General features: G+C 38.0%; 32 protein-coding genes. All 32 read left to right on the forward strand.

Annotated elements, in window-relative coordinates:
* Nucleotides 1–33: 33 nt before the first annotated feature.
* The 32 genes from MF646_RS04970 (at nucleotide 34) to rseP (ending at nucleotide 25,549) form a co-directional block, all read left to right on the forward strand.
* On the forward strand, nucleotides 34–1,218 hold the full coding sequence (locus MF646_RS04970) for a flagellar hook-length control protein FliK (RefSeq protein WP_250095392.1): 1,185 nt from the start codon (nucleotides 34–36) through the stop codon (nucleotides 1,216–1,218).
* Nucleotides 1,219–1,226: 8 nt separating this feature from the next.
* Nucleotides 1,227–1,703, forward strand: a complete 477-nt coding sequence (gene flgD, locus MF646_RS04975) for a flagellar hook assembly protein FlgD (protein WP_250095393.1) — start codon at nucleotides 1,227–1,229, stop codon at nucleotides 1,701–1,703.
* Between the two features lie 28 nt (nucleotides 1,704–1,731).
* Nucleotides 1,732–2,109, forward strand: a complete 378-nt coding sequence (locus MF646_RS04980) for a TIGR02530 family flagellar biosynthesis protein (protein ID WP_250095394.1) — start codon at nucleotides 1,732–1,734, stop codon at nucleotides 2,107–2,109.
* 87 nt (nucleotides 2,110–2,196) lie between these two features.
* Nucleotides 2,197–2,988, forward strand: coding sequence for a flagellar basal body rod protein FlgG (gene flgG, locus MF646_RS04985; protein WP_250095395.1), 792 nt, complete (start codon nucleotides 2,197–2,199; stop codon nucleotides 2,986–2,988).
* A gap of 65 nt (nucleotides 2,989–3,053) precedes the next feature.
* Nucleotides 3,054–3,266, forward strand: coding sequence for a flagellar FlbD family protein (locus MF646_RS04990; protein ID WP_250095396.1), 213 nt, complete (start codon nucleotides 3,054–3,056; stop codon nucleotides 3,264–3,266).
* The gene (gene fliL / locus MF646_RS04995) at nucleotides 3,267–3,698 is read left to right on the forward strand and encodes a flagellar basal body-associated protein FliL (protein WP_250095397.1); all 432 of its coding nucleotides are present in this window, start codon (nucleotides 3,267–3,269) and stop codon (nucleotides 3,696–3,698) included.
* Nucleotides 3,699–3,724: 26 nt separating this feature from the next.
* Nucleotides 3,725–4,717, forward strand: coding sequence for a flagellar motor switch protein FliM (gene fliM / locus MF646_RS05000; protein ID WP_250095398.1), 993 nt, complete (start codon nucleotides 3,725–3,727; stop codon nucleotides 4,715–4,717).
* The gene (fliY, locus tag MF646_RS05005) at nucleotides 4,710–5,933 is read left to right on the forward strand and encodes a flagellar motor switch phosphatase FliY (protein ID WP_250095399.1); all 1,224 of its coding nucleotides are present in this window, start codon (nucleotides 4,710–4,712) and stop codon (nucleotides 5,931–5,933) included. The genes fliM and fliY overlap by 8 nt, the downstream gene beginning before the upstream one ends.
* Nucleotides 5,934–5,950: 17 nt before the next feature.
* Nucleotides 5,951–6,313, forward strand: a complete 363-nt coding sequence (locus tag MF646_RS05010; protein ID WP_250095400.1) for a response regulator — start codon at nucleotides 5,951–5,953, stop codon at nucleotides 6,311–6,313.
* Nucleotides 6,314–6,348: 35 nt separating this feature from the next.
* Complete coding sequence (gene fliO, locus MF646_RS05015; protein ID WP_250095401.1) at nucleotides 6,349–7,059, forward strand: flagellar biosynthetic protein FliO; 711 nt, start codon at nucleotides 6,349–6,351, stop codon at nucleotides 7,057–7,059.
* Nucleotides 7,059–7,763 (forward strand): flagellar type III secretion system pore protein FliP, encoded by a 705-nt coding sequence (fliP, locus tag MF646_RS05020; protein ID WP_250095402.1) that lies wholly within the window; start codon nucleotides 7,059–7,061, stop codon nucleotides 7,761–7,763. The genes fliO and fliP overlap by 1 nt, the downstream gene beginning before the upstream one ends.
* A gap of 11 nt (nucleotides 7,764–7,774) precedes the next feature.
* On the forward strand, nucleotides 7,775–8,044 hold the full coding sequence (gene fliQ, locus MF646_RS05025; RefSeq protein ID WP_250095403.1) for a flagellar biosynthesis protein FliQ: 270 nt from the start codon (nucleotides 7,775–7,777) through the stop codon (nucleotides 8,042–8,044).
* Nucleotides 8,044–8,820, forward strand: a complete 777-nt coding sequence (fliR, locus tag MF646_RS05030) for a flagellar biosynthetic protein FliR (RefSeq protein ID WP_250095404.1) — start codon at nucleotides 8,044–8,046, stop codon at nucleotides 8,818–8,820. The genes fliQ and fliR overlap by 1 nt, the downstream gene beginning before the upstream one ends.
* Nucleotide 8,821: 1 nt before the next feature.
* Nucleotides 8,822–9,916 carry a flagellar biosynthesis protein FlhB gene (gene flhB / locus MF646_RS05035; protein WP_250095405.1) on the forward strand — a complete coding sequence of 365 codons (1,095 nt, stop codon included), beginning with the start codon at nucleotides 8,822–8,824 and terminating at the stop codon, nucleotides 9,914–9,916.
* A gap of 26 nt (nucleotides 9,917–9,942) precedes the next feature.
* Entirely contained in the window at nucleotides 9,943–11,979 is a 2,037-nt protein-coding gene (flhA, locus tag MF646_RS05040; RefSeq protein ID WP_250095406.1) for a flagellar biosynthesis protein FlhA, read from the forward strand.
* Nucleotides 11,976–13,130, forward strand: a complete 1,155-nt coding sequence (gene flhF, locus MF646_RS05045; protein ID WP_250095407.1) for a flagellar biosynthesis GTPase FlhF — start codon at nucleotides 11,976–11,978, stop codon at nucleotides 13,128–13,130. The genes flhA and flhF overlap by 4 nt, the downstream gene beginning before the upstream one ends.
* The gene (locus tag MF646_RS05050) at nucleotides 13,123–13,977 is read left to right on the forward strand and encodes a MinD/ParA family protein (protein WP_250095408.1); all 855 of its coding nucleotides are present in this window, start codon (nucleotides 13,123–13,125) and stop codon (nucleotides 13,975–13,977) included. Before flhF ends, MF646_RS05050 begins: the two co-directional genes overlap by 8 nt.
* A gap of 36 nt (nucleotides 13,978–14,013) precedes the next feature.
* Nucleotides 14,014–15,069: a protein-glutamate methylesterase/protein-glutamine glutaminase gene (locus MF646_RS05055; protein WP_275980210.1), complete on the forward strand. Its 1,056-nt coding sequence runs from the start codon at nucleotides 14,014–14,016 to the stop codon at nucleotides 15,067–15,069.
* Between the two features lie 14 nt (nucleotides 15,070–15,083).
* On the forward strand, nucleotides 15,084–15,725 hold the full coding sequence (locus MF646_RS05060; protein WP_250095409.1) for a chemotaxis protein CheC: 642 nt from the start codon (nucleotides 15,084–15,086) through the stop codon (nucleotides 15,723–15,725).
* Nucleotides 15,718–16,209, forward strand: a complete 492-nt coding sequence (locus tag MF646_RS05065) for a chemotaxis protein CheD (protein ID WP_250095410.1) — start codon at nucleotides 15,718–15,720, stop codon at nucleotides 16,207–16,209. Before MF646_RS05060 ends, MF646_RS05065 begins: the two co-directional genes overlap by 8 nt.
* Before the next feature lie 56 nt (nucleotides 16,210–16,265).
* The gene (locus tag MF646_RS05070; protein ID WP_250095411.1) at nucleotides 16,266–17,030 is read left to right on the forward strand and encodes a FliA/WhiG family RNA polymerase sigma factor; all 765 of its coding nucleotides are present in this window, start codon (nucleotides 16,266–16,268) and stop codon (nucleotides 17,028–17,030) included.
* A gap of 72 nt (nucleotides 17,031–17,102) precedes the next feature.
* A complete protein-coding gene (locus MF646_RS23170) occupies nucleotides 17,103–17,225 on the forward strand; it encodes a hypothetical protein (protein ID WP_275980211.1) in 123 nt (40 codons plus the stop codon).
* Between the two features lie 69 nt (nucleotides 17,226–17,294).
* Entirely contained in the window at nucleotides 17,295–17,597 is a 303-nt protein-coding gene (locus MF646_RS05075; protein WP_250095412.1) for a hypothetical protein, read from the forward strand.
* A 14-nt stretch (nucleotides 17,598–17,611) separates the two neighbouring features.
* Entirely contained in the window at nucleotides 17,612–18,091 is a 480-nt protein-coding gene (locus tag MF646_RS05080) for a DUF6115 domain-containing protein (RefSeq protein ID WP_250095413.1), read from the forward strand.
* Between the two features lie 162 nt (nucleotides 18,092–18,253).
* On the forward strand, nucleotides 18,254–18,976 hold the full coding sequence (gene rpsB / locus MF646_RS05085) for a 30S ribosomal protein S2 (RefSeq protein WP_250095414.1): 723 nt from the start codon (nucleotides 18,254–18,256) through the stop codon (nucleotides 18,974–18,976).
* Nucleotides 18,977–19,117: 141 nt separating this feature from the next.
* The gene (gene tsf / locus MF646_RS05090; RefSeq protein WP_250095415.1) at nucleotides 19,118–19,999 is read left to right on the forward strand and encodes a translation elongation factor Ts; all 882 of its coding nucleotides are present in this window, start codon (nucleotides 19,118–19,120) and stop codon (nucleotides 19,997–19,999) included.
* A gap of 78 nt (nucleotides 20,000–20,077) precedes the next feature.
* Nucleotides 20,078–20,797, forward strand: coding sequence for a UMP kinase (gene pyrH / locus MF646_RS05095; RefSeq protein WP_034629591.1), 720 nt, complete (start codon nucleotides 20,078–20,080; stop codon nucleotides 20,795–20,797).
* Nucleotides 20,797–21,354 (forward strand): ribosome recycling factor, encoded by a 558-nt coding sequence (gene frr / locus MF646_RS05100; protein ID WP_250095416.1) that lies wholly within the window; start codon nucleotides 20,797–20,799, stop codon nucleotides 21,352–21,354. The genes pyrH and frr overlap by 1 nt, the downstream gene beginning before the upstream one ends.
* A 147-nt stretch (nucleotides 21,355–21,501) precedes the next feature.
* A complete protein-coding gene (locus tag MF646_RS05105; RefSeq protein WP_250095417.1) occupies nucleotides 21,502–22,269 on the forward strand; it encodes an isoprenyl transferase in 768 nt (255 codons plus the stop codon).
* Between the two features lie 14 nt (nucleotides 22,270–22,283).
* Nucleotides 22,284–23,081 carry a phosphatidate cytidylyltransferase gene (locus MF646_RS05110; RefSeq protein WP_250095418.1) on the forward strand — a complete coding sequence of 266 codons (798 nt, stop codon included), beginning with the start codon at nucleotides 22,284–22,286 and terminating at the stop codon, nucleotides 23,079–23,081.
* Between the two features lie 42 nt (nucleotides 23,082–23,123).
* Entirely contained in the window at nucleotides 23,124–24,272 is a 1,149-nt protein-coding gene (locus tag MF646_RS05115) for a 1-deoxy-D-xylulose-5-phosphate reductoisomerase (RefSeq protein ID WP_250095419.1), read from the forward strand.
* 20 nt (nucleotides 24,273–24,292) lie between these two features.
* Nucleotides 24,293–25,549 carry an RIP metalloprotease RseP gene (gene rseP / locus MF646_RS05120; protein WP_250095420.1) on the forward strand — a complete coding sequence of 419 codons (1,257 nt, stop codon included), beginning with the start codon at nucleotides 24,293–24,295 and terminating at the stop codon, nucleotides 25,547–25,549.
* Nucleotides 25,550–25,577: the final 28 nt, after the last annotated feature.

Genomic DNA, 25,577 nt, shown 5'->3' on the forward strand with positions numbered 1-25,577 from the left:
GGCAGAACGATTGAAAGGAGGTGAAAAAAATAAATGAACTCTATGGCAGTAAATGTGTTCATAATGTCTGCGTCATCCGTTGCTAGTAATGTATCTGCTAAGGCATTGTCAGATGAAGACTCAAAGCTTAAATTTTCCCAATTGCTGGGCTCACTTTCTCAATTCGATGATCCGCCTGCTGAGGAAAAGGAGGAACCTAATCCTGTTGATTTATTTGGAGCGGTAGAGGCTGTTCTAAGAGCAGAGTTAATAATTGAGGCTGAATTAGAAGATCTCCCAAAAGAGTGGCAAGAGGATTTTGCGTTCGCTTGGGCTTCAACGATAGATGATGCAACGCTGCGTGCTAGTGACTGGTCTGAAGAAAAAAAGCTTGCTTTTTTAGTGATTTCGTATTCTGAAGGTGATTCAGCAACTAAGGATTTAATAAAGCAAAAGGTTCCTGAGGAATTATTTGAGAAGTTGGAGCGAGGAATAGAACATATTGTACCTCTATTATTCATGAACGATCAAAAGGATTCAACGAATCAAAAGTTATTAAACCAACTGAACCTGACCGAATTCATTTTTAGCAATAAAGAAAATGAGTCAAAAAGCAGCTTTCTTCTTGGACATAACGGCAAATTTGAGAACTATAAGAACCATACTCGAATGAATGTAGTTCAAAATATAGAACAGAAGCAAGCAGTGGTTTTAAAAGAAGGAATGACACTAGTTTCAGAAGCTTTTAACAGTCAGTCATTGGAAGAGCGGCTATCAAAGCCAGAGCCGTTACAGTTATATATTGGAGAGCGTCTTCCAAAGGAGATGCAGCAACAGCAATTCCTAAGGCAGCTTCATTCAATATTAAAACGTGGGACCTTTACACAGACACCTCAAGGATTTCAAACGTTATCGATTAAAATATACCCTGAACATCTAGGACGGTTAAATATTCAGCTTACTCAGCAAGAAGGAATGATTACAGCACGTATTATTGCTGGAACTTCAGCAACGAGGGAGTTAGTTGAAACGCAATTACAGCAGTTGAGGCAAGCATTTGTGCAACAGCAGATACAAGTTGACCGTATAGAAGTCACCCATGAGCAATACCCTGAGCAGCAAAAAGAGGATGAATCAAAAAAAGATGCTAGAGAAGAGCACGCTGATAAAAATGACAGCGAAGATTCTGTGTTGTTCCAAGAAGTTTTAGATGAAGTATTTATTAATGAACAGATATAGGTGATAACATGACAAGTATTCATGAAGGGTTAATGTTAAACAGTCTTCCCAAGCAAGTTCAACAATCGACTCAAGGTATTCTAGGAAAAGATGACTTCTTAAAAATACTTATTACACAACTGCAAAATCAAGACCCGGCTAACCCTATGGATGACAGAGAGTTTATAGCGCAAATGGCACAATTTTCTTCATTAGAACAAATGACGAATATGAACCAAGCGATGCAAAAATTTATAACGATGCAGACTAGTCAGAATTTAGTACAGCATAGTGAGCTCATTGGCAAAAATGTTCAATGGAAACGTGAAGTTCCAATAGATGAATATCGATCAAGGACTGAACACGTTGAAAATATAGTAACATCTGTCAAATTGGAAACAGATGGACAGCTTCGGATCCAACTAGATGATGGTAGATGGATTAGTAATGAACAAATTATACAAGTAAGTAAAGCAGAGGATAAGAAGCAGCAAACAGAGGATTAAACTAAAGGCTGATAAGGATGTGGCGGTAATGGATCCAAGGGTTTACACTCAGACGTTGCATACACTTCCGAAACCTGCTCATAAAAGGGTCAATCAATCACAAACGAACCAATTTCATAAACTGTTACAAAGTGAGCTTTTACGCACAAACGAGTTAAAGGTAAGCAAGCATGCGCAGCAACGAATGGATGTGCGAGGAATTGAATTTACAGAAGATAAATGGTTGACGATCAAGGAAAAGGTCAAGGAAGCGAAACAAAAAGGAGTAACCGATTCCCTTGTCATCACTGATCACGCTGCACTTGTTGTAAGTGCTAAAAATGACACAGTAATTACAGTGATGAATCGGGATGAAGCGCAGTCTCAAATATTTACGAATATTGATGGGACAATCATTATTGACTAAGAAAACGTTCAAATAAGACTGGACCCGGACAGGGAGGTCTTTTGGCTGCTGATTGATAGAAGCAGTCAATAAGAGGAGGAAAATAAAATGTTACGTTCAATGTACTCAGGCATTTCTGGAATGAACAATATGCAAACAAAATTAGATACAATTGGGAATAATATTGCCAATGTTAATACTTTTGGTTTTAAAAAAGGGCGGACGACTTTTAAGGATATGGTGAGCCAACAAATCGCTGGTGCCTCTGGACCAGGGGTGAATCTAGGTGGTACGAATCCAAGACAAGTAGGATTAGGGGCACAGCTTGCAACTATTGATACGATTCATACACAGGGAAGTCTTCAGAATACAAACCGTGAATTGGATTTAGGTATTTCTGGCGATGGCTATTTTAGATTAGGTGAGGGCGATAATACGTTTTATAGTAGGGCGGGTAACTTTTATTTAGACCAAGAAGGTTTCATTGTAAATTCTGACGGTCTTTATTTACTGGATGTGGCCGGTAATGAAATAAATATACCTGCTAATTCGCAAAGCTTTAGTATTAGTCAAACCGGAAATGTAAATGTAATTAATGCACAGGGAGAATTAAATACAGTTGCTACTATTTCATTAGCCTTCTTTGCCAACCCAGAAGGGCTGCAAAAAGAAGGGAGCAATCTTTATCAAGTAACAGCTAACTCTGGAAATCCTGAAGTGACGGCTCCAGGGTTAAATGGAACAGGTGTATTAGTTGCAGGGACTCTTGAAATGTCAAATGTGGACCTTTCACAAGAGTTTACTGAAATGATTGTTGCTCAACGTGCTTTCCAAGCGAATACACGTATTATTACAACATCAGATGAAATTCTACAAGAACTAGTAAATCTAAAACGATAATCTATTGAACTATAACTTTACTTAGGAGGATGGGGCTAGGCCAATTCTAGCCCATTCATTTAACTATGATTGAACTTATTCGTTTAAATGGTCAACCGTTTTTACTTAATGCCTTGTTAATTGAACAAATTGAAGCTTTTCCAGATACAACAATTACTTTGCTAAGCGGGAAGAAAATTGTGATACGCAATAGCATGGAAGAGGTTCAAAAGTTAATAAATGCAAGGTTTACTCAAATAGGACTAATAGGAATTAATAAAGATGCGGAGGGGTCTTGATTGTTTAAAAATAAGCTTGTAAACATCATGCTTATCATTTTAACAGCTCTTACGTTAGTAGGCGTGGTGGCATTTGTGCTTGTTAATCATTATTTACATGAACCAGACCCAAACGCTGAACCAACGATTGATGAAATCATTGCTCAGTCATTTGAAACGAAGGATATTACAACTAACCTCCTATCCAATGATTATGTTCGGGCATCTTTTCGAATACACGTTGATAGCAGATCTGCATTAACAGAAGTACAAAAACGGGATTTTCAAGTGAATAATATTATTTTACGTGCCCTTTCTGGAAAAAGAGCATCTGATTTAGCAGGACCTGAAGGCATCGAAGCGTTTGAAGAAGATGTTCGGTTACAGATTAATGAGTTAATGAAAGAAGGGGAGGTTATCCAAGTTTACACAACAACTTGGGTAATCCAGTAGAGGTATTAGATAAAGAGGTGAGGGTCTTGGCTGACGTTTTATCACAGGGAGAGATAGATGCCCTGTTATCAGCACTTTCTACTGGGGAAATGAATGCTGAGGAACTGAAAAAAGAAGAAAACGAATCAAAAGTTAAAGTATATGATTTTAAACGAGCTTTGCGATTTTCGAAGGATCAAATTCGAAGCTTATCACGAATACATGAAAATTTTGCCCGGCTGCTAACAACTTACTTTTCCGCTCAGTTACGCACGTATGTTCAGATTTCAGTTGCATCTGTAGATCAACTTCCATATGAAGAGTTCATTCGATCGATTCCGAAGATGACAATATTAAATGTATTTGAACCTTATCCGCTGGATGGAAGACTCCTCATGGAAATCAATCCTAATATAGCGTATGCCATGCTGGATCGACTACTAGGCGGAAAAGGGGTTAGTGTAAATAAGATAAATAATTTAACAGAGATTGAGACAAAAATTATGTCTCAACTTTTTCAGCGGACGTTAGAAAGTTTTCAAGAAGCGTGGAGTTCTGTTATAGATCTTGATCCTGTTATGGAAGACATCGAAGTCAATCCACAGTTTCTCCAAATGGTTTCACCGAATGAGACGGTTGTCGTCATTTCGCTTTCAACAACGATTGCTGAAACATCAGGAATGATTAATATTTGTTTGCCACATGTAGTGTTAGAGGAAATTTTACCGAAGCTTTCTGTCCATTATTGGATGCAGGAAAAGAAAAAGCAGAGACAACGAGGAGAGGCAGAACGTATTGAGAGACATATTCAGAAGGCTCCATTGCTCATTCAAACTGAGTTAGGCCGCTCTGAAATCTCAATACATGAATTTTTACATCTTGGTGTTGGAGATGTCATTGAATTGGATCAATTAATCAATCAACCACTTACTGTAACAGTAGGCGGGGAAAGAAAATATCTTGCGCAACCAGGGAAAACAAAGAACCAAATTGCTGTCCAGGTGACAGAATTAATTGAGGAGGCAGAAGTAGATGAATGATGATATGCTTTCCCAAGACGAGATTAATGAGCTCTTAAAAGGAGTAACTGGAGATAATGAGGAACCGCCTGTAAAAAATGATCAATTTAATTTATCTGACTACTTGTCAGATATTGAAAAAGACGCTTTAGGAGAGATAGGAAATATATCTTTTGGGAGCGCAGCAACAGCTTTATCAACATTATTAAATCAAAAGGTTGAAATTACAACACCGTTGCTCTCAATTATTTCAAGAGATAAGCTTGAGATGGAATTCCCTCAGCCGCATGTAGCTGTCCATGTTGAGTATACAGAAGGGTTTCAAGGAATAAATTTATTAGTCATTCAAACTCGGGATGCAGCAATAATAGCTGATTTAATGCTTGGTGGAGATGGGATGGAACCATCTTTAGAATTAACGGACATGCATGTAAGTGCTGTTCAAGAAGCGATGAACCAAATGATGGGATCTGCTTCTACATCCATGTCGACTATCTTTAACAAAAAGGTCGACATTTCACCCCCGGGGATAGATTTAATGGATGTTAAAAAGGAGGAAGGGACATCAAAAATTCCTGAAGATGAGATTCTTGTAAAAACATCTTTTCGATTAAAAGTAGGGGATTTGATCGATTCAAATATTATGCAATTGGTTACTGTACCATTTGCTAAAGCCTTAGTAGAAGAGTTAATGAATCCAAGTTCGTCTGTAACGGAAGAAACAGAGTCACCAGTTGAAGAGCTTGCCTATAATGCGAGTCAAGCTGAAAAAGAAGTTGCTTCGATTAAAAGGAATCAAGAGATTGTGCAAAGACAAGGGGCATCAAGAGAGCAAGTATCTCAAAATCCCCAATCTGTTCACGCACCTTATGAACAAAGAGGTCAGCAGCACTTAGGTGGTTATCATGAGCGTGATGTCGATGTTCAACCAGCAGCATTTTCAACATTTGAAACGCCGCAATTGTCACCGAGTGAATCGAATAATCTAAATATGTTGTTAGATATTCCTCTTCAGGTAACAGTTGAGCTAGGTAGAACGAAACGCTCAATCAAGGAAATTCTTGAGTTTACACAAGGATCCATTATCGAACTTGATAAATTAGCAGGGGAACCAGTAGATATTCTTGTTAATCAAAAATTAATTGCTAAAGGTGAAGTCGTTGTAATTGATGAAAATTTCGGAGTAAGAGTTACTGATATTGTAAGTCAAGAAGATCGAATTCGAAATTTAAAATAGGGGAAGGGGAATGATCTATGTCAGCAAAAGTGTTAATTGTCGATGATGCGGCATTTATGCGAATGATGATTAAAGATATATTGAAAAAAAATGGGTTTGAAGTAGTCGGTGAAGCAAACGATGGACTTCAAGCGATTGAAAAGTTTAAGGAATTATCGCCAGATCTTGTCACAATGGATATCACAATGCCTGAAATGGACGGAATAACGGCATTAAAGGAAATAAGAGCCATTGACGCTAGTGCTAAGATTATAATGTGTTCAGCGATGGGGCAGCAAGCAATGGTAATTGATGCGATCCAAGCTGGAGCTAAAGACTTTATCGTGAAGCCGTTTCAAGCTGATCGAGTAATAGAGGCAATTAATAAAACACTAGGTTAGTAATGAGTGGAAGAAATGGGGGAGCTGCAATATATATGAGCAATAAGTTAGTAGTTATAGCTCTAATTTTGATTCTTTCTGTTTTGGGCCCGCACTATCAAGTGGAAGCAAATACGACGACTGATGAGAATCGTAGAGTTTCAGAAACGTTAAATAGAAATGGATCAACAGAGGAACCAGTCGTGGAAGAAAATGCTCCTCCTCAAACACCAGTTAGTGAACCTGTGGAAGAGCCGGTTGGGGATATTATACATGAACAAAATACTTTTTTAATTTTTGCGCAAATGATTAGCGCGTTGGCACTTGTTGTTGTTCTCATTTATGTACTTTTAAGGTTTCTTAACAAACGGTCCCAGTCGTTTCGTTCGTCGAGATTGCTTGAAAATATTGGTGGTGTTCCACTTGGTGCTAACAAATCTGTTCAATTAGTTAAAATTGGAGATCGACTTTTAGTAGTTGGTGTAGGTGACTCTATTCAACTTTTGAAAGAAATTGAGGACGTTGGCGAAGTAGAATCGATTATAAACCATCAACAAGAACAATTAGAGCAGTTTGATCAGCCAATACAAAGACTTTTTAACTGGGTTAATACTAAGATTAGTCCTAAGAAAAATACACATAACCAATCGACCAAGGCATCTAAATCGAATCACGATGCTTTTAAAAGTTTATTGGAGAACCAGCTAAAAGACGTATCTAACTCACAAAAGAAAATACATGATACAGTAAGGGAGCGTGACAAATAATGCTAGAGCCCTTAATCATTTCCACTGTCACGACAGTCCCAGGACTAGATTTAGATTTTATTACGGATGAACCCGCTAATGTTGCCACAACTATTCAGCTTTTACTATTGTTAACGGTTCTGTCATTAGCGCCTTCTATTCTTATTTTAATGACAAGCTTTACAAGAATTGTGATTGTATTATCGTTTGTCAGGCAAGGATTAGCGACACAATCAATGCCGCCGAACCAAGTTTTAATAGGAATTGCCCTTTTTCTTACTTTTTTCATTATGGCTCCTGTTTTTGCAGAAGTAAACGAAACAGCACTAACTCCTTTTTTTGAAGGAGAAATTGATCAAGAGGAAGCTTTTTATTTAGCCTCACTTCCTATGAAAGAATTCATGGCTAATCATACGAGGGAAAAAGATTTAGCCCTATTCATGGGCTATGCAGGTCTTGATAGGCCTGAAACACTTGATGATATCCCTCTCACTGCATTGGTACCGGCTTTTGCAATTAGTGAGCTGAAAACTGCGTTTCAAATTGGCTTTCTAATTTTCATCCCGTTTCTAGTAATTGATATGATTGTTGCGAGTGTATTGATGTCTATGGGGATGATGATGCTGCCGCCAGTTATGATTGCTTTGCCATTTAAAATATTATTGTTTGTATTAGTTGATGGTTGGTATTTAATAGTCCAATCATTGCTTCTTAGCTTTAATTAAGGTGGTGGATTATGAGTTCGGAATTCGTTATAAGCATGGCTGAAAATGGAGTGTGGACAGTTCTTCTTGTTGCTGGACCGCTCTTACTTGTTGCACTTGGACTAGGACTATTAGTAAGTATTTTTCAGGCTACGACACAAATCCAAGAGCAAACACTTGCCTTTATCCCAAAAATAGTTGGTGTTTTCGCTGCATTAATCTTATTTGGTCCTTGGATGTTATCTAATGTTACTAATTTCACATACCAAATTTTCAACAATCTCCATAGGTTCATTGGGTAATGATTGAATTTATTAATGTACTACCCGCCTTCTTGCTTGTTTTTATGAGAGTTCTTGCTTTTTTTGCTGTGTTGCCAATCTATTCTCATAGATCGATTCCAAATACGATGAAGATAGGGTTGTCACTATTTTTGGCTTGGATAATGGTCTTTACACTTGAATCACCGATTGTTGTGATTGATGCAATGTATTATTTAATTTTAATAAAAGAAGTATTAGTAGGACTATTTGTTGGGTTAATAGCGGCAATTCTTTTATATGCCATTCAAGTGGCAGGAGGGTTTATCGATTATAGTATGGGATTTATGATTGCTAACGTAGTAGACCCGCAGACAGGGGCACAAACACCACTTACTGGGAGCTATTTATATACCTTTGCCCTGCTTTTTTTACTGCTAGTTAATGGTCATCACTTGTTGTTAGATGGTATTTATTATAGTTACCAATTTGTACCGATGGATCAGGTGACATTGCCTTTCGGGCAAGAAAACATCATTCAGTATATTGCAACAACCTTTAACGCCATGTTTATTATTGCCTTTCAAATGGCTTTTCCAATTGTAGGGTCGCTCTTTTTAGTTGATGTTGGACTTGGAATGGTCTCGCGAGCAGTACCACAGATGAATGTTTTTGTTGTCGGTATGCCGTTGAAAATTATTGTTGGTCTATTATTGTTAACTGTTTTTATGGGTGTGTTTTTTATGGTGTTACAGCGTCTGTTTGATCAAACACTCATTGCGATGCGTACACTGCTACAATTACTCGGGGGGGCATGAAATGGACAAGTTTAAAATACGTCTAAACCTTCAGTATTTTGCTGAGGAGAAGACGGAAAAAGCAACCCCGAAAAAAAGACAAGATACTCGTAAAAAAGGACAGGTGGCAAAAAGTACCGACGTAAATACAGCGATTATATTGTTATTGGTTTTTTTATTTTTATGGTTGTTTGGAGGAATGCTTGGTGAAACCTTATTTAATTTATTGAAACATACCTTTCAAACTTACCTTCTTTTGGAATTGACAGAGGCAACTATTGCTGCTTTATTTTTGGAGTTGGTAATGGAGTCTGCGATTGTATTGCTCCCAATCATGATGATCGCATTAATTGCTGGAGTGGCTGCGAGTTATATCCAAGTTGGGGTATTATTTGCCCCAGAAGCAATAAAGATGAAGTTGTCTAAACTCGATCCTATTAAAGGAGCGAAACGAATTTTCTCTATCCGTGCACTTGTCGAACTGTTGAAATCCTTGTTAAAGATTTCATTAGCCGGTGTGGTCGTATTCATTATTATTTGGTTGAATTTAGAAAATGTGATGATCCTTTCACAAAAGAGTGTGGGGGATGGATTTGCTTTTATTGCACAATTAACGGCAATATTAGGTATATCAGTAGCTGTTCTCCTTCTTGTCCTTTCAATTCCAGATTATCTCTACCAAAAATATGATCATGAAAAACAAATCAAAATGTCGAAAAAAGATATAAAAGATGAGCACAAAAACATGGAGGGAGATCCAAGAATAAAATCAAAACGCAAGCAGAAACAAATGGAAATGGCAATGCAAAGGATGATGCAAGAAGTCCCAAAAGCAGATGTCGTTATTACGAATCCAACGCATTTTGCCGTCGCACTGCGTTATGATGAAGAAAAAGCGGATGCACCAGTTGTAGTTGCAAAAGGTGTTGATTTTATGGCTCAGAAAATAAAAGGTGTTGCGGCTGAACAGAAAGTCGTAACCGTTGAAAATAGACCACTTGCTAGAGCTTTGTATCATCAGGCTGAAATTGGGGATCAGGTCCCAGAAGATTTGTTCAAGGCAGTAGCAGAAGTGCTCGCATATGTTTATCGCTTGAAAGATAAACAAATAAATTAGTTATAGTAAGTTAGGGGAGAAGTTTAGTGGCAGTAAGAGATCTATCAGTTTTACTTGGAGTTATTCTAATTGTCATCATGCTCATCATTCCGTTACCTACGGCGATGTTGGACTTTTTAATCATAATTAATATATCTCTTGCCCTTATTATCATCCTCGTTGCAATGAATACTCGAGAGCCGTTGCAATTTTCTATTTTTCCTACATTACTTTTACTTGTTACATTATTTCGATTGGGTTTAAATGTATCCACAACTCGTTCCATTCTTGGTGAAGCTAATGCGGGAAATGTAATAGATACATTTGGAAACTTTGTTGTTGGTGGTAATGCACTAGTAGGATTTGTTGTTTTCTTGATCTTAATTGTGATTCAGTTTCTAGTCATTACAAAGGGTGCTGAACGTGTATCGGAAGTAGGTGCTCGTTTTACTTTAGATGCAATGCCTGGAAAACAAATGAGTATTGATGCAGATTTAAATGCAGGGATGATCTCCGATATTGAAGCGAAACAGCGTCGAGAAAAAATCGAACGTGAAGCAGATTTTTACGGCTCCATGGATGGTGCGAGTAAATTTGTTAAGGGAGATGCTATTGCTGGAATTGTTATAGTTATGATTAATTTACTATTCGGTCTTATCATTGGTATGACTCAAATGGGAATGGATCTATCTACTTCAGCGGCAACTTACACGCTCTTAACTGTAGGAGACGGGCTTGTAAGTCAAATTCCTGCTTTGTTAATCTCAACAGCTACAGGCATAGTTGTTACCCGTGCTGCTTCGGAAGGTAATTTAGGACATGATATTACGAAACAAATATTTGCATATCCCAAAATGCTTTATATTGCGGGAGGCACAATCTTTTTATTAGGTGTCATTACTCCAATTAGTCCCATTTTCACATTTCCAATTGCCTTATTGCTAATGCTTGGTGGATACTTCCTTTCCAAAAATGAAAAAATCGCACAAATGGAGGAAGACCAAGTAGAAGATGAGGTTGAACCTGATGAAATGAAATCTCCAGAAAGTGTTGTCAATTTGCTGCAGATTGATCCAATTGAATTTGAGTTTGGTTATGGTTTGATTCCGCTTGCTGATGCAAATCAAGGTGGGGATTTGTTAGATCGGGTCGTTATGATACGACGTCAAATGGCACTAGAACTAGGAATGATTGTACCTGTAATAAGAATTCGGGATAATATCCAACTTCAACCAAATGAATATACAATTAAGATTAAAGGCAATGAAGTCGCTAAAGGTGATTTATTACTCGATCATTATATGGCTATGAGTCCTGGATTTGATGATGAAAGTATTATTGGGATTGAGACGGTGGAACCAGCTTTTGGACTGCCGGCGCTTTGGATTGGGGAAGAAATGAAAGAACAGGCGGAGTTGTCAGGTTATACCGTTGTTGATCCACCATCTGTTGTTTCTACCCATTTAACTGAGGTTATTAAGCGCCATGCTCATGAATTACTAGGGCGTCAAGAAACAAAGCAACTTGTCGATCACCTAAAAGAAACATATCCGGCACTTGTTGAAGAAGTAACACCAAATTCATTATCTACAGGAGAAGTCCAAAAGGTATTAACAAATTTATTGAAAGAAAATGTCTCGATTAGGAATTTGCCGATTATATTTGAGACACTTGCTGATTATGGGCATATGACAAAAGATATGGATTTAGTTACAGAATATGTTCGTCAATCGCTTTCGCGTCAAATTTCGAAGCAAATGACAACACCTGGGGAGCCTTTATATGTCATAACATTAAGTGGACAAGTTGAGAAAAAAGTAGCAGACTCTGTCCAGCAAACAGAGCATGGTAACTTTATTTCAATGGATCCTAACATTTCTCAAGCTATATTGGAAGCTGCGGCATCTGAAACTGATCGCCTTAGCCAAATGGGACAACAAGCGGTAATTTTATGTTCTCCTGCGGTAAGGATGTATGTAAGGCAGCTGCTTGAGAGGTATTTGCCTCATGTTCCGATTTTGTCTTACAATGAACTTGAGGCAAACGTTGAAGTGCAAAGTGTAGGAGTGGTGAACATAGAATGAAGGTAAAAAAGTATACTGCAAACTCAATGCATGAAGCTATGAAGGTCATTCGTTCGGAGCTCGGGGATGATGCAGTTATCTTAAATTCAAAAGAGGTTGATACAGGCGGTTTTCTTGGATTTTTTACTAAGAAAAAGATGGAAGTTATTGCTGCCATTGATCCTGCAGTATCTAGAGCACCGATTCGAAAAACTACTTCTAACGTGGTTAGAAGTAGAAAAGCCGATGTTGTTTCACCAGTAACTCCACAAAAAGAAGAGCCAACACAAGAGCAGTTAATGAAAGAGATTAATCAGTTAAAGGAACTCGTTCAAGGGTTAAATGATAAAAATAGTTCGGTTAACAAAGAATATCCTGAACCATTCCAACAGATAGATGATCAATTACGAGTGCAAGGTATAACAGAGACGATTCGTTTTTCGATAATGAAGCATCTACTGAAACAATGGTATGATCAGTCGACTTCAAAACGAAATCAACAAGAAATAAAAATCGAACTTTATAATTACTTACAGTCGCTCTTAGCAAATGTTCCAATTGGAGGGATATCATTTAATAAGAAGATATTGAATTTAGTTGGACCTACTGGTGTCGGAAAAACAACAACCATTGCTAAGCTTGCTGCTGATTCCGTATTAAAAAAGAAAAAGAAAGTAGCGTTAATTACGACCGATACGTACCGTATTGCTGCGGTTGAGCAATTAAAAACATATGCTAAAATTTTAAATATTCCACTGGAAGTTGCCTATTCTATTGAAGATTTTAAGAAAGCAATTGAACAATTCAAGCATTATGATCTAATTCTAGTGGATTCAGCTGGTCGTAATTTTCGCAACCAATTGTATGTAGAGGAATTATCGAAAGTTATTGATTTCGAGCAGGATGCGGATACGTACCTCGTATTATCCCTGACTTCAAAGTATGAAGATATGAAAAAGATTATTGGACAATTTCATTTGATTCCGTTACATCAAGTTATTCTAACGAAGCACGATGAAACAAGCACGTATGGAGCGATGTTGAATATCCCTATTGACCTTGGAAAAGGGGTTGCATATGTGACTACAGGACAGAACGTTCCTGATGATATTGTGGAAGTTACGAGTGAGTATTTACTTAGCTGTGTGCTTGAGGTGAAAATAAATGAATGATCAAGCAGAAAACCTAAGAAGACTTATTGAAATGAATGATAAAAAAGAAGCGAAAGTTATTGCTGTTGTGAGTGGAAAAGGCGGAGTGGGCAAATCAAATGTTTGTTTGAATTTTGCTATTTCGTTATCAAATCTTAATAAGAAAGTAGCCATTATTGATTTGGATATCGGAATGGGGAATTTGGATATATTAATGGGACTGACTCCTCGCTTCCACCTTCTAGATATGCTTGAAAACCAACTATCTATTTGGGAGATTATTGAAGAGTCGAAGGTTGGTATTTCGTATATTGCTGGAGGATCGGGTTTTTCTAAATTTGCTGATCTAAATGAGGAAAAAAGACAACGCTTTTTTTCACAGATTGAACAAATGGGTCAAGCCTTTGATTACATCTTCTTAGACATGGGGGCTGGTGCAACAAAAGAAAGTTTAAAATTTGTCCTATCCGCTCATGAAGTCTTTATTGTGACGACTCCAGAGCCGCCCGCGATAACGGATGCTTACTCCATGCTTAAATATATTTACTTACAGGAGAAGGATAAACCTCTGTTTTTAATAGTGAATCGTGCTGATTCTGAAATGGAAGGAACTCGGACGTTAAATAATTTTAAACATGTGGCTTTACAGTTTTTGCAAAAAGAAATTTCAACCCTTGGTTTTATTCCTAACGATGCCAGTGTTTCAAAAGCAGTTAAAGCTCAAATACCATTTGTGATATGGAATAAACAGGCAAAAGCGAGTATTGCTGTCAATGGACTAGCCTCTTCTTATTTAGGTGTGGGGAAACAAAGCCCGACAAAGTTCGGCCAGTTCCTTTATAAGATGAAAAAAATGGTGAAAATATAAATTTGTGACTCCCTTTACAGAAAGTTGGGGATAGATTTGGAAGACAACATTAAGGTTCTTATAGTAGATGATTCGGCATTTATGAGGAAAGTACTCTCGGAAATGCTGAATCAGCATCCAAGACTACAAGTAGTCGGTACAGCTAGGAATGGGGAGGACGCACTAAAAAAGCGTGCAACTCTTTGCCCCGATGTCATAACATTAGATGTTGAAATGCCGATCATGGATGGATTAGAAACACTAAAGTACATTATGGACGAAGATCCATGTCCAGTTCTTATGGTAAGTAGTACAACAAAGGTCGGGGCTGAAAATACACTTCTTGCGATTGAATATGGTGCTGTTGATTTTGTTGCCAAGCCCTCTGGGGCAATTTCATTAGATATTAAAAAAGTTGAACACCTTATAATTGAGAAGGTGTTACAGGCTGCTAAAGCTAATATTAGGAAACCGACTCTTCCAACAAAAGAAGTGAAACTACATGGTGTGGAGAGAACCGAGGTACGAATGCAATCACATAAGAAGAAAGTTATTGCCATTGGTACGTCGACAGGAGGACCACGTGCATTAAAAGATGTAATAACTAATTTACCAGCTCAGCTTGCCGCCCCGGTCTTGATCGTACAGCATATGCCACCTGGATTTACTCTATCTCTGGCAAAGAGATTAAATTCACTTTCTGAGGTTAACGTAAAAGAGGCAAAGGACGGAGAAATTTTACAAAACGGTACAGCTTACATAGCTCCTGGCGGGTATCATTTAACCGTGAAAAAAATAGGATCTGTTTTTGCTGTGCATACACATCAGGACGAAGCAAGACGTGGACATCGGCCGTCAGTTGATGTGATGTTTGAATCTCTGTCTAGCTTTCCAGAAGTTGAAACAATTGCTGTTATTATGACAGGAATGGGAGCCGATGGTACGGAAGGGTTAATAAAGTTAAAGCGCTCTGTGCCTAATTGCTATGCGATTGCAGAAGCAGAAGAGTCTTGCACGGTATTTGGAATGCCAAGAGCAGCAGTCCAAACAAAACTGGTTGATGAAAGTGTTCACGTTCAGCTAATTAGTGAACGTATTTTGAAACGCTTTTAATGTGGAGGTAAGTAATGGGGGATTTTATTCAGAGTTTAAAGCCGTATCATTTAGATGTGTTAAAAGAAATCGGAAATATAGGTGCGGGGCATGCGGCTACAGCTCTATCGCAATTATTAAATAAAACAATCGATATGAGTGTGCCTGCTGTCCGTATTGCTTCTTTTCATGATCTTCCTGAGCAAGTTGGAGGGGCAGAAACGAAGGTAGCAGCTATCTTCTTACGCATAGACGGAGAAGCACCTGGTAGTATGTTTTTTATTTCTACGATAGAGAACGCAGAGAAGCTCACTCGTCATTTAACAAATAATGATACATTTCAATTAGAAGTACCACCTTTTGGGGAAATGGGAGTGTCAGCATTTTTAGAGGCAGGGAATATATTGGCGGGATCTTATCTCTCGTCACTTGCAGACTTTACCGGCTTAACTTTGCATCCCTCTGTACCTGGGTTTAGTGTAGATATGGCTGGTGCCATAGTTAGCTATGGACTGATCCCTCTTTCTCAAGCAGGAGATTATGCCATCGTTGTGGATACACATATTACGGAGTTAAACGAAGAAAAAAATCCAATTTCCGGTCAGTTCTTTTTACTGCCTGATCCGGACTCTTTTGCAAAAATCTTTGAAGCATTAGGAGTGAGTGTGAATGGGTGATGTCATTAAAGTCGGAATGGCAGACTTAAATGTTGTCACTCCTCCTAACACAATTCGTACTTCTGGACTTGGTTCCTGCGTTGGTGTTGTTATTTATGATGATATCAATTTGGTGGCAGGGATGGCCCATGTCATGCTGCCTAATTCTACTCTTAGCAGGCAGGAGATGACTAATGTTGCGAAATTTGCTGATACTGCAATTCCTGCTTTACTCGTTGAGTTAGAGAAATTGGGTGCAAAGAAGTATTCATTAAAGGCAAAAATAGCCGGAGGAGCACAGATGTTTTCCTTTACTACAGGCAGTAGTGATTTTATGAAAATAGGACCGCGTAATGTAGAAGCTGTTAAAGAGACGTTAAGAGATTTACGAATTCCTCTTCTCTCAGAAGATGTTGGTGGGAAAAGTGGGAGAACAATTGAGTTTAATCCACGTTCGAAATGCTTACATATACGTACAGTTAATCAAGGAACGAAGGAAATTTAGTTTAAGACGATACATATTTCTTTTTCTTAATCAATCTGCGTTAATGGAGGTACATTATGGGACATGTAACAACAGTAGAAGATCAATTACTCTGGGATAAATGGATTTTAGAGAGAAGCCATACTGCTTGTGATGAGTTAATTCGTCGTTACATGCCCCTTGTTAATTATCATGTACAGCGAATTTCTGCAGGTCTTCCAAAGAGTGTTCGATCAGAAGATTTGAAAAGTCATGGTCTCATCGGGTTGTACGATGCATTAGAGAAATTTGATCCAAAGAGAGAGCTGAAATTTGATACATATGCTTCATTTCGGGTTAGAGGTGCGATTATAGATGGTCTTAGAAAAGAAGATTGGCTCCCTCGGTCTACTAGGGATAAAATTAAAAAAATTGAATCGACAACAGAGAAGCTAGAGCAACAGAAAGGGCGTTTTGTTACTAGTGGTGAAATAGCCAATGAATTAAATATGGGGGCTGAAGAAGTCGAACAAGTCATGTCGGAATATTTTACTTCAAATATCCTTTCAATTGATGAACAAGCTCAAGAATCCTCCAAAAATGAAACATATGCCTCGCAAATAGAGGATAAGGATGCTAAAACACCTGAACAATATTCAACCGATGTAGAAACAAAGAAAGAATTAGCTAAAGTCATTAATGAACTGCCTGAAAAAGAACGTTTGGTTATTAGCTTGTTTTATTTTGAAGAATTGACCTTGACGGAAATAGGGCAAATTCTCGAGCTTTCAACGTCTAGAATTTCACAAATACACTCAAAATCATTGTTCAAACTTCAACAAGCTATGAAGAAATCTTATTAAATAACGGATAAGGATTAGATCAAGTTGGACGATTTGGAATAATATTATGAGGTCAGAGTATCAGGAGATAAAATGAAAGCTTCTATCCTTGAGCGTACAACCAACTTGATCAAGGACTTCACGGATTTGTTAAAAGAAACAGAGTCATATATCCCAACGTTAACATCCAATTTGGAAAGTATCGTCGTAACTTAGTATCGATTTGTCATCAACCTTTTATTTCACTAATTGAAAACGAAATCAAAATAAAAGGAGGCTGATTTCATGAGTATGCGTCCGGTAGAGGTGCAAGGTTCATTTCCTGTTTCTCAAAAATCAGGAAAGATTCAAGAACAATTACAGCAGCGTGGGCAAATGAGCCAAAATGTATTGACTCAACAACAAAAGGAAGAAGACTTGCGGAAAAGAAAACAAGTAAATGAGTCAGGGTCTAATGAAAAAACTAGGCTCAATAAAGAAGGAAAGAACAAACAACAACATGAAAAGCGGCAGCACCAAGAGGATGAGAGTTGTGAGGAGCAAAGGAAACATCCTTTTAAAGGGAGATTTATCGACTTTTCTGGTTGAGAAAGGATTATTCTATGACGACTTTACTCGTTACCATTAGCTTGCTCCTTCATGCGTTTACATTTTTATGGATTCTAACTCTTATGAGGCAGCAGCCACATAGTTCGAAAGAAAACTATGAGCAAATAAAAAACGAAATAGAGGATTTGCTAGTTTCCTATACAGCGGAAATGAAAGAAGAAAATGAGCAATTAGTAAAGCAATTAAAAGAACATAAAGAAAAAGCTACACTCGAAACGAATCTTAAGCCTTCCTCACATGTAACACCAAAAAAACATGAAAATCATAAACAATTGATAGATGACAAAACGGCAAAATACAAAGACTATATCCCTCCAATTGTAAAGGAAGATACGGAAGCTGATGTATATCAACAGTCAGAAACAGCAAAAGTGATCTCACTATCAAATCAAGGCTTAGACACAAGTCAAATTGCTAAAAAGTTAGGCTTAGGAAAAGGTGAAGTAGAATTGATGTTGAAATTTTATCGTTAATGTCTAATTTTGCTTGCAACAAGGCTTTTGGTATGATATATTAATCAACGGTGTTAATCACACACGCCCTCTAATTTATGTGATGGTGCTGACTATTCAGTGTCGCATAGAGATGATGAGAGCGGAGGATAAAAAAAACCAATTTTAAAGGAGGTGTTTGATGTGGCAGTAATCTCCATGAAGCAATTACTAGAAGCTGGGGTACACTTCGGTCACCAAACTCGTCGTTGGAACCCTAAGATGGATCGCTACATCTTCACAGAACGTAACGGTATTTACATTATTGATTTACAAAAGACAGTAAAAAAGGTTGAGGAAGCGTATAATTTTGTACGTGACTTAGCAGCTGACGGAGGAAAAATCCTTTTCGTTGGTACGAAAAAGCAAGCTCAAGATTCTGTTAAAGAAGAAGCTGAGCGTTGTGGTATGTACTTCATTAACCAACGTTGGTTAGGTGGTACATTAACGAACTTTGAAACAATCCAAAAGCGTATTACTCGTCTTAAGAATCTTGAAAAGATGCAAGAAGACGGTACATTCGATGTTCTTCCTAAGAAAGAAGTTATCCTTCTTAAAAAGGAAATGGAGCGTTTAGAAAAGTTCTTAGGCGGTATCAAGGATATGCAAGGAATTCCTGACGCACTTTTTGTTATTGATCCTCGTAAAGAGCGCATTGCAATTGCGGAAGCTCATAAATTGAACATTCCAATCGTTGCGATTGTAGATACAAACTGTGACCCTGATGAAATTGATTATGTAATTCCAGGAAACGATGATGCAATTCGTGCTGTTAAACTTTTAACAGGTAAAATGGCAGATGCAGTAATCGAAGCTACTTCTGGTGAAGAAGAAGCAACTGAAGTTGAAGAAACAACAACAGCTTAATTTCATTTACTAAAAAAGGGTGGTAAAGGGGGATTACCCTTTTGCCATCTTTTTTTGTAAATTTGATTACTTTTTGCAAGTAATTTTTGTTTATACGTTCATGTACGTGTACATACTGACACTATTAAGGAGGCGTTTTGAATGGCTGTAACAGCAAGTATGGTAAAAGAATTGCGTGAAAAAACAGGCGCAGGAATGATGGATTGTAAGAAGGCATTAACTGAAACTAATGGTGATATGGAGAAAGCGGTAGATTTTCTTCGTGAAAAAGGAATTGCAAGTGCTGCAAAAAAAGCTGATCGTGTAGCGGCTGAAGGTCTTGCTCTTGTAAAGTCTGAAGGAAACAAAGCAGTTATCGTTGAAGTTAACTCTGAAACAGACTTCGTAGCTAAAAACGAGAACTTCCAAAAACTAGTTGGTGACCTAGCTTCACACCTTATTTCTAACACTCCTGCATCTGTTGAAGAAGCTCTAGAGCAACCATTTGCAGATGGACAATCTGTTCAAGAATACATCAATGCTTCTATTGCAAAAATTGGAGAAAAAATTTCTTTGCGTCGCTTTGAAGTTGTAGAGAAAGAAGATGGAGACGTATTTGGTGAGTACCTACATATGGGTGGTCGTATTGGTGTCCTTTCAGTAGTGGGTGGATCAACTGATGCTGAACTTGCAAAAGATATTGCAATGCACGTAGCTGCAATCAATCCAGCATATGTTTCTCGTGATGAAGTTTCACAAGAGGAAGTTGAACGTGAGCGTGAAGTGTTAACGCAACAAGCTTTAAACGAAGGAAAGCCAGCTAATATCGTTGAAAAGATGGTAGAAGGCCGCCTTTCTAAATATTTTGAGCAAGTATGTCTACTAGATCAAGCATTTGTTAAAGATGGTGATCAAAAAGTTGGTAAATACGTTCAAAACAAAGGTGCTTCTGTGAAAAGCTTTATCCGTTATGAAGTTGGAGAAGGCATGGAAAAACGCGAAGATAACTTCGCTGAAGAAGTAATGTCTCAAGTTAAGAAGTAATTTTTTGCGAGTAGGGGCACAGTGTGTCCCTTTTTTCAGAGAGAATACAACAACTTCAACTCATGTCGGAGGGTTTTCATGCAAACATATAAACGAGTAATATTAAAGCTAAGTGGTGAAGCATTAGCGGGAGAACAAGGGTATGGAATTGACCCAATTGTTATTCAATCTGTAGCCAAACAAATTAAAGAAATTGTTGAACTGCAAGTAGAAGTGGCTGTTGTTGTCGGCGGTGGTAACATTTGGCGTGGGATGGCTGGAAGTGCAAAGGGCATGGACCGTGCGACAGCAGATTATATGGGAATGCTAGCAACGGTGATGAATTCATTAGCTTTGCAAGATAGCTTAGAGGATATCGGGTGTGAGACACGTGTACAAACATCGATAGAGATGCGACAAGTAGCTGAACCGTATATTCGTCGTAAGGCGATCCGTCACCTTGAAAAGAAACGTGTTGTTATTTTTGCTGCGGGAACCGGGAATCCGTATTTCTCAACAGATACTACAGCTGCGCTAAGAGCTGCTGAAATTGAAGCTGAAGTTATCTTAATGGCGAAAAACAAAGTGGACGGCGTTTATAGTGCAGATCCATCAGTTGATGCAAATGCGAAGAAATACACGAAAATTTCTTACATGGACGTTCTAAAAGAAGGTTTAGCAGTAATGGATTCAACAGCTTCTTCATTATGTATGGATAATGACATACCTTTAATTGTCTTCTCTATTATGGAAGAAGGAAATATTAAGCGAGCAGTATTAGGTGAAGAAATTGGTACATTAGTTAGGGGGAACTCATAATGTCAGCTGAAGTAAAAAAAGATGCGGAACAACGCATGGTAAAAGCAATTGAAGCTTTAAACCGCGAGTTAGCTAAATTAAGAGCAGGGCGAGCGAATCCAGCGTTACTTGATCGTGTTACAGTAGAATATTACGGTGCTGAAACACCACTTAATCAACTAGCAACGATTTCAGTACCTGAAGCTAGATTACTTACTATTCAACCATTTGATAAATCATCGATTGCAAATATCGAACGTGCTATTCAAATGGCTGATCTTGGATTAACTCCTTCAAATGATGGAACAGTAATCCGTATTCAGATCCCGCCATTAACGGAAGAGCGTCGTAAGGATCTTGTTAAATTGGTTAAAAAAGCGGCTGAAGAGGCAAAGGTAGCCGTACGTAATGTTCGTCGTGATGCAAATGACGATTTAAAGAAACGTCAAAAAGATGGCGAAATGACTGAAGATGAGCTTCGTCGCAGTACGGATGATGTTCAAAAATTAACTGATAAAAGTATTGCGCAAGTAGATGAGGTAGCAGAAAAGAAAGAAAAAGAAATCATGGAAGTGTAAGCAAGTTCCATGTAAAATAGACATAGTAAAAGACCCTCTTTTATTCTAGGGGGTTTTTTACACTTTCTTAGTGGTTATGAGTCTTCGAAAAAAAGGCAAAGCTAAATGAAGATGAACCTGCTGCTTACATAGATGGAGGGCGCAAACATGCTTGAAAAGTTATCAAAATGGAAATCAACTATATCATCGCAAGAAAAAAGCAAAGATATAGATGATATAAATGTCCCTAAACACATAGCTATTATAATGGATGGAAATGGACGCTGGGCAAAGCAGAAAGGCTTGCCACGTATAGCTGGACATCGAGAAGGTATGAAAGTCATTAACAAAATCGTTCGTAAAGCTGACGATCTTGGTATTGAGATCTTAACATTATACGCATTTTCAACAGAAAACTGGAAACGGCCCAAGACGGAAGTTGACTATTTATTAAAGTTGCCTGAACGTTTTCTTAATAAAGAATTACCAACTTTAATAGAAAAAAATGTGAAAGTGCGTTTAATGGGGAGTATTGATAAATTACCAGAGCATACAAAGAAAGCTGTTGCAAAAGCGGTAAAAGATACAGAAAACAACACGGGACTGGTTTTAAATTTTGCTCTTAATTACGGAAGCCGTTATGAACTTATGAATGCTGTAAAAGAGATTGCACAGCAAGTTGAAAGGGGATCATTGCAAGCCTCTGAAATTGATGAGTCTGTTCTAACGGAGCACCTTATGACTGCAGAGTTGCGTGACCCAGATCTTCTAATTCGTACTAGTGGAGAACTACGACTTAGTAATTTTATGCTTTGGCAAGTGGCGTATAGTGAGTTTTGGTTTACAGATGTTCTATGGCCAGATTTTAACGAGCAGCACCTAGTAGAAGCCATTTCCGTTTATCAAAAAAGAGCGCGGAGATACGGTGGCGTTTAAAGGGGCGAAGTAATATGAAACAGAGAATTGTTACGGGAATAATAGGTGGAGCTGTTTTCGTTACGATGGTTTTGCTTGGTGGGTGGATTTTCTCCCTGTTTATTTCAATCTTAGCGTCGGTAGCTATGATTGAATTGTTGAGGATGAAAAGAATCGCTCCTATTTCGGTTATGGGGCTCATTAGTCTTTTATCGATGTGGTTACTACTAGTTCCGACAAACTGGTTTGAACAAGTTGTTCCGTCACATTTTACAAAAGTAGAAATTTTTATTTTTGTTATATTAGTTTTGCTTATGTTTACAGTTATAACGAAAAATACGTTTACATTTGATCAAGTTGGTTTTGTCATACTGTCATCTGTATATGTCGGTTTTGGCTTTCATTACTTAATTATGACAAGAGAAATACCGGATTATGGATTGTATCTTGTGTTTTTTGTTTTGCTTATCATTTGGACAACCGATTCAGGTGCTTATTTTGTTGGGCGTAAGTTTGGGAGAAATAAATTGTGGCCAGATATCAGTCCTAAGAAAACAATTGAAGGGTCAGTAGGCGGCATAATAGCTGCTGTTATTATAGGATCTGCCTTTTATTTTTATTTTCCAATCTTCCCTAGTTATATTACGGCACTATTCGTAATTATTGTTGCTTCAGTATTCGGCCAATTGGGCGATTTAGTTGAATCTGCGTTAAAAAGGCATTATTCTGTAAAGGATTCAGGCAATGTTCTACCAGGACATGGAGGGATTTTAGATCGGTTTGACAGTTTGATATATGTTATGCCAATCTTACACTTGCTTCAGCTAATCTAAGAAAGAAAAAAGGGAAATGATTTTAAAATAGTAGGTGAAAATGTGAAGCGTATAAGTTTGTTAGGGGCTACGGGTTCAATCGGAACACAAACATTAGATGTGATTCGTAAACATCCACAACATTTTTCATTAGAGTCGATGTCAGTGGGAAGAAATATAGATCTTGCGTTACAACAAGTTCATGAATTTGCTCCAGCACTTTTGTCAGTACAATCGAAGGAGGATTATGATAAACTAATTCATAATGTTCCTCAAGAGACGAAGGTTGTTTATGGAACAGAAGGGTTGGTGGAAGTTGCAACGACACCAGACTCTGATATACTCGTTAATGCCGTTCTTGGCAGTGTGGGCTTGTCGCCGACACTTGCTGCCATTCAGGCAGGAAAGACAATAGCCATAGCTAATAAAGAAACATTGGTTACAGCAGGGCACATTGTTACTGATGCTGCGAGCCGCCATAATGTCTCACTGATTCCAGTGGATAGTGAGCACTCAGCAATTTTTCAAGCATTAAATGGAGAAAATATTAATGAAGTAGATCGCTTAATATTAACAGCTTCTGGTGGGAGTTTCCGAGATAGATCACGTAATGAATTAAAAGGTGTTACTGTTTCGGAAGCTCTAAATCATCCTAATTGGTCAATGGGGGCAAAAATTACAATTGATTCAGCCACGATGATGAATAAAGGGTTAGAGGTTATTGAAGCGCACTGGCTATTTAATATTCCATATGAGAAGATTGATGTTGTCTTACATAAAGAAAGTATTATTCATTCAATGGTTGAGTACATAGATGGAAGCGTGATTGCCCAACTAGGAACTCCCGATATGCGTGTACCTATTCAATATGCGTTAACATACCCAGAACGGTTTGATTCTATATCAAATGAACGACTACACCTCTGGGAAATCGGTTCTTTACATTTCAAAAAGTTAGATATGGATAGATTTCGCTGTATGAGGTTTGCATATGAAGCAGGGAAGGCTGGGGGAACGATGCCAACGGTCTTAAATGCTGCAAATGAGGTAGCTGTTGCATGCTTTTTAGAGGGACGTATATCTTTCTTAGAAATTGAGCATGTAATTGAGAAAGCTCTTGAAGAACATACCGTAATTAACCAGCCCACATTAGAAGAAATAATAAAAGTTGATGCCGAGACGAGGGCGTTTATCCACTCTACCATCAAATAAGAAAGGTGGACGATTAACTGATGAATACGTTAATATCAGTCATAATTATTTTTGGACTACTTGTTTTCATTCACGAATGGGGGCATTTATACTTTGCCAAACGGGCGGGTATTTTATGTCGGGAGTTTGCTATTGGGTTTGGACCTAAGATTTTTTCTTTTAAACGTAATGAAACAGTGTATACCATTCGTCTGCTGCCTATAGGTGGCTTTGTTCGAATGGCTGGCGAAGATCCTGAAATGATTGATATTAAGCCAGGTTATGAAATAGGTCTTGTTTTTAATGCTGCAAGAAAAGTTAGTAAAATAATTGTTAATAACAAGTCTAAACATCCTGAAGCACTTGTCGTACAGGTAGAAAAAATAGATTTAGAACATAAGCTTATTATAGAGGCATATAACGACGAAGGGGAAAGAATTCAATATCAAGTTGATGAACAAGCAGCACTTGTGCAAGATGAACAAGAGACACAAATTGCTCCTTGGCATCGTCAATTTGGATCTAAAACAGTAGGTCAACGTGCATTAGCTATTTTCGCTGGGCCAATGATGAATTTCATTTTAGCTGTAGCTATTTTGATTGCCTTTGCATTGTTCCAAGGGATGCCTGTAGATGAAGCACGTATTGGTGACGTCACGCCAGATAGTGCAGCTCTTGAAGCTGGCTTACAAGAAGGAGATCAGGTTTTAGCGATAGAGGGTCAACCAATTGATAATTGGGAAGAGATGACAGCTATTATTCAGCAACATCCGAATGAGTCCATTGTTTTTGAAGTAGAACGTAATGGTCAATCGCTAACAATTCCCGTAACACCTGATGAAAGAGTGGGACAATTTGGTGATCCAGAAGGGTTTGTTGGTATTGCTAGGCCAACTGAATTTTCGTTAATGGGTTCGATTGTTTTCGGGTTTACGCAAACGTATATGTTTATGACGATGATTTTTGAAGTACTTGGCATGATCGTAACTGGGAACTTTTCATTAGATTATGTAGCCGGTCCTGTTGGCATATACAATTACACAGGGGAAGCTGCGGCGATGGGGATCTTTGTGTTAATGCAATGGGCAGCTGCACTAAGTGTTAACTTAGGAATTATTAATTTACTCCCTATACCTGCAATGGACGGTGGACGTCTAATCTTTATTGGGCTTGAAGCAATAAGAGGAAAGCCGATGGATCCACAAAAAGAAGGACTAGTTCACTTTATTGGATTTGCTTTACTCATGCTATTAATGATTGTTGTAACATGGAACGATATTAATAAATTTTTCATGTAAGTGAAATGACAAGTGGGAAAGGACTTAA

The organism is Halalkalibacter alkaliphilus (genome assembly GCF_023555415.1).
Taxonomy (GTDB): Bacteria; Bacillota; Bacilli; order Bacillales; family Bacillaceae_D; genus Halalkalibacter; species Halalkalibacter alkaliphilus.

Excerpts from the sequence above, each read along its gene's own strand:
- MF646_RS05075 (WP_250095412.1), top strand. The coding sequence starts at position 17,295 with ATGAGTATGCGTCCGGTAGAGGTGCAAGGTTCATTTCCTGTTTCTCAA.
- flhB (WP_250095405.1), top strand. The coding sequence starts at position 8,822 with ATGGACAAGTTTAAAATACGTCTAAACCTTCAGTATTTTGCTGAGGAG.
- MF646_RS05010 (WP_250095400.1), top strand. The coding sequence starts at position 5,951 with ATGTCAGCAAAAGTGTTAATTGTCGATGATGCGGCATTTATGCGAATG.
- rseP (WP_250095420.1), top strand. The coding sequence starts at position 24,293 with ATGAATACGTTAATATCAGTCATAATTATTTTTGGACTACTTGTTTTC.
- fliO (WP_250095401.1), top strand. The coding sequence starts at position 6,349 with ATGAGCAATAAGTTAGTAGTTATAGCTCTAATTTTGATTCTTTCTGTT.
- MF646_RS23170 (WP_275980211.1), top strand. The coding sequence starts at position 17,103 with ATGAAAGCTTCTATCCTTGAGCGTACAACCAACTTGATCAAGGACTTC.
- MF646_RS05105 (WP_250095417.1), top strand. The coding sequence starts at position 21,502 with ATGCTTGAAAAGTTATCAAAATGGAAATCAACTATATCATCGCAAGAA.
- MF646_RS04980 (WP_250095394.1), top strand. The coding sequence starts at position 1,732 with ATGGATCCAAGGGTTTACACTCAGACGTTGCATACACTTCCGAAACCT.
- flgD (WP_250095393.1), top strand. The coding sequence starts at position 1,227 with ATGACAAGTATTCATGAAGGGTTAATGTTAAACAGTCTTCCCAAGCAA.
- flgG (WP_250095395.1), top strand. The coding sequence starts at position 2,197 with ATGTTACGTTCAATGTACTCAGGCATTTCTGGAATGAACAATATGCAA.
- MF646_RS05110 (WP_250095418.1), top strand. The coding sequence starts at position 22,284 with ATGAAACAGAGAATTGTTACGGGAATAATAGGTGGAGCTGTTTTCGTT.
- MF646_RS05050 (WP_250095408.1), top strand. The coding sequence starts at position 13,123 with ATGAATGATCAAGCAGAAAACCTAAGAAGACTTATTGAAATGAATGAT.
- fliP (WP_250095402.1), top strand. The coding sequence starts at position 7,059 with ATGCTAGAGCCCTTAATCATTTCCACTGTCACGACAGTCCCAGGACTA.
- fliR (WP_250095404.1), top strand. The coding sequence starts at position 8,044 with ATGATTGAATTTATTAATGTACTACCCGCCTTCTTGCTTGTTTTTATG.
- MF646_RS05070 (WP_250095411.1), top strand. The coding sequence starts at position 16,266 with ATGGGACATGTAACAACAGTAGAAGATCAATTACTCTGGGATAAATGG.
- MF646_RS05065 (WP_250095410.1), top strand. The coding sequence starts at position 15,718 with ATGGGTGATGTCATTAAAGTCGGAATGGCAGACTTAAATGTTGTCACT.
- tsf (WP_250095415.1), top strand. The coding sequence starts at position 19,118 with ATGGCTGTAACAGCAAGTATGGTAAAAGAATTGCGTGAAAAAACAGGC.
- MF646_RS04970 (WP_250095392.1), top strand. The coding sequence starts at position 34 with ATGAACTCTATGGCAGTAAATGTGTTCATAATGTCTGCGTCATCCGTT.
- pyrH (WP_034629591.1), top strand. The coding sequence starts at position 20,078 with ATGCAAACATATAAACGAGTAATATTAAAGCTAAGTGGTGAAGCATTA.
- MF646_RS05060 (WP_250095409.1), top strand. The coding sequence starts at position 15,084 with ATGGGGGATTTTATTCAGAGTTTAAAGCCGTATCATTTAGATGTGTTA.
- flhF (WP_250095407.1), top strand. The coding sequence starts at position 11,976 with ATGAAGGTAAAAAAGTATACTGCAAACTCAATGCATGAAGCTATGAAG.
- MF646_RS05080 (WP_250095413.1), top strand. The coding sequence starts at position 17,612 with ATGACGACTTTACTCGTTACCATTAGCTTGCTCCTTCATGCGTTTACA.
- frr (WP_250095416.1), top strand. The coding sequence starts at position 20,797 with ATGTCAGCTGAAGTAAAAAAAGATGCGGAACAACGCATGGTAAAAGCA.
- fliQ (WP_250095403.1), top strand. The coding sequence starts at position 7,775 with ATGAGTTCGGAATTCGTTATAAGCATGGCTGAAAATGGAGTGTGGACA.
- MF646_RS04990 (WP_250095396.1), top strand. The coding sequence starts at position 3,054 with ATGATTGAACTTATTCGTTTAAATGGTCAACCGTTTTTACTTAATGCC.
- fliY (WP_250095399.1), top strand. The coding sequence starts at position 4,710 with ATGAATGATGATATGCTTTCCCAAGACGAGATTAATGAGCTCTTAAAA.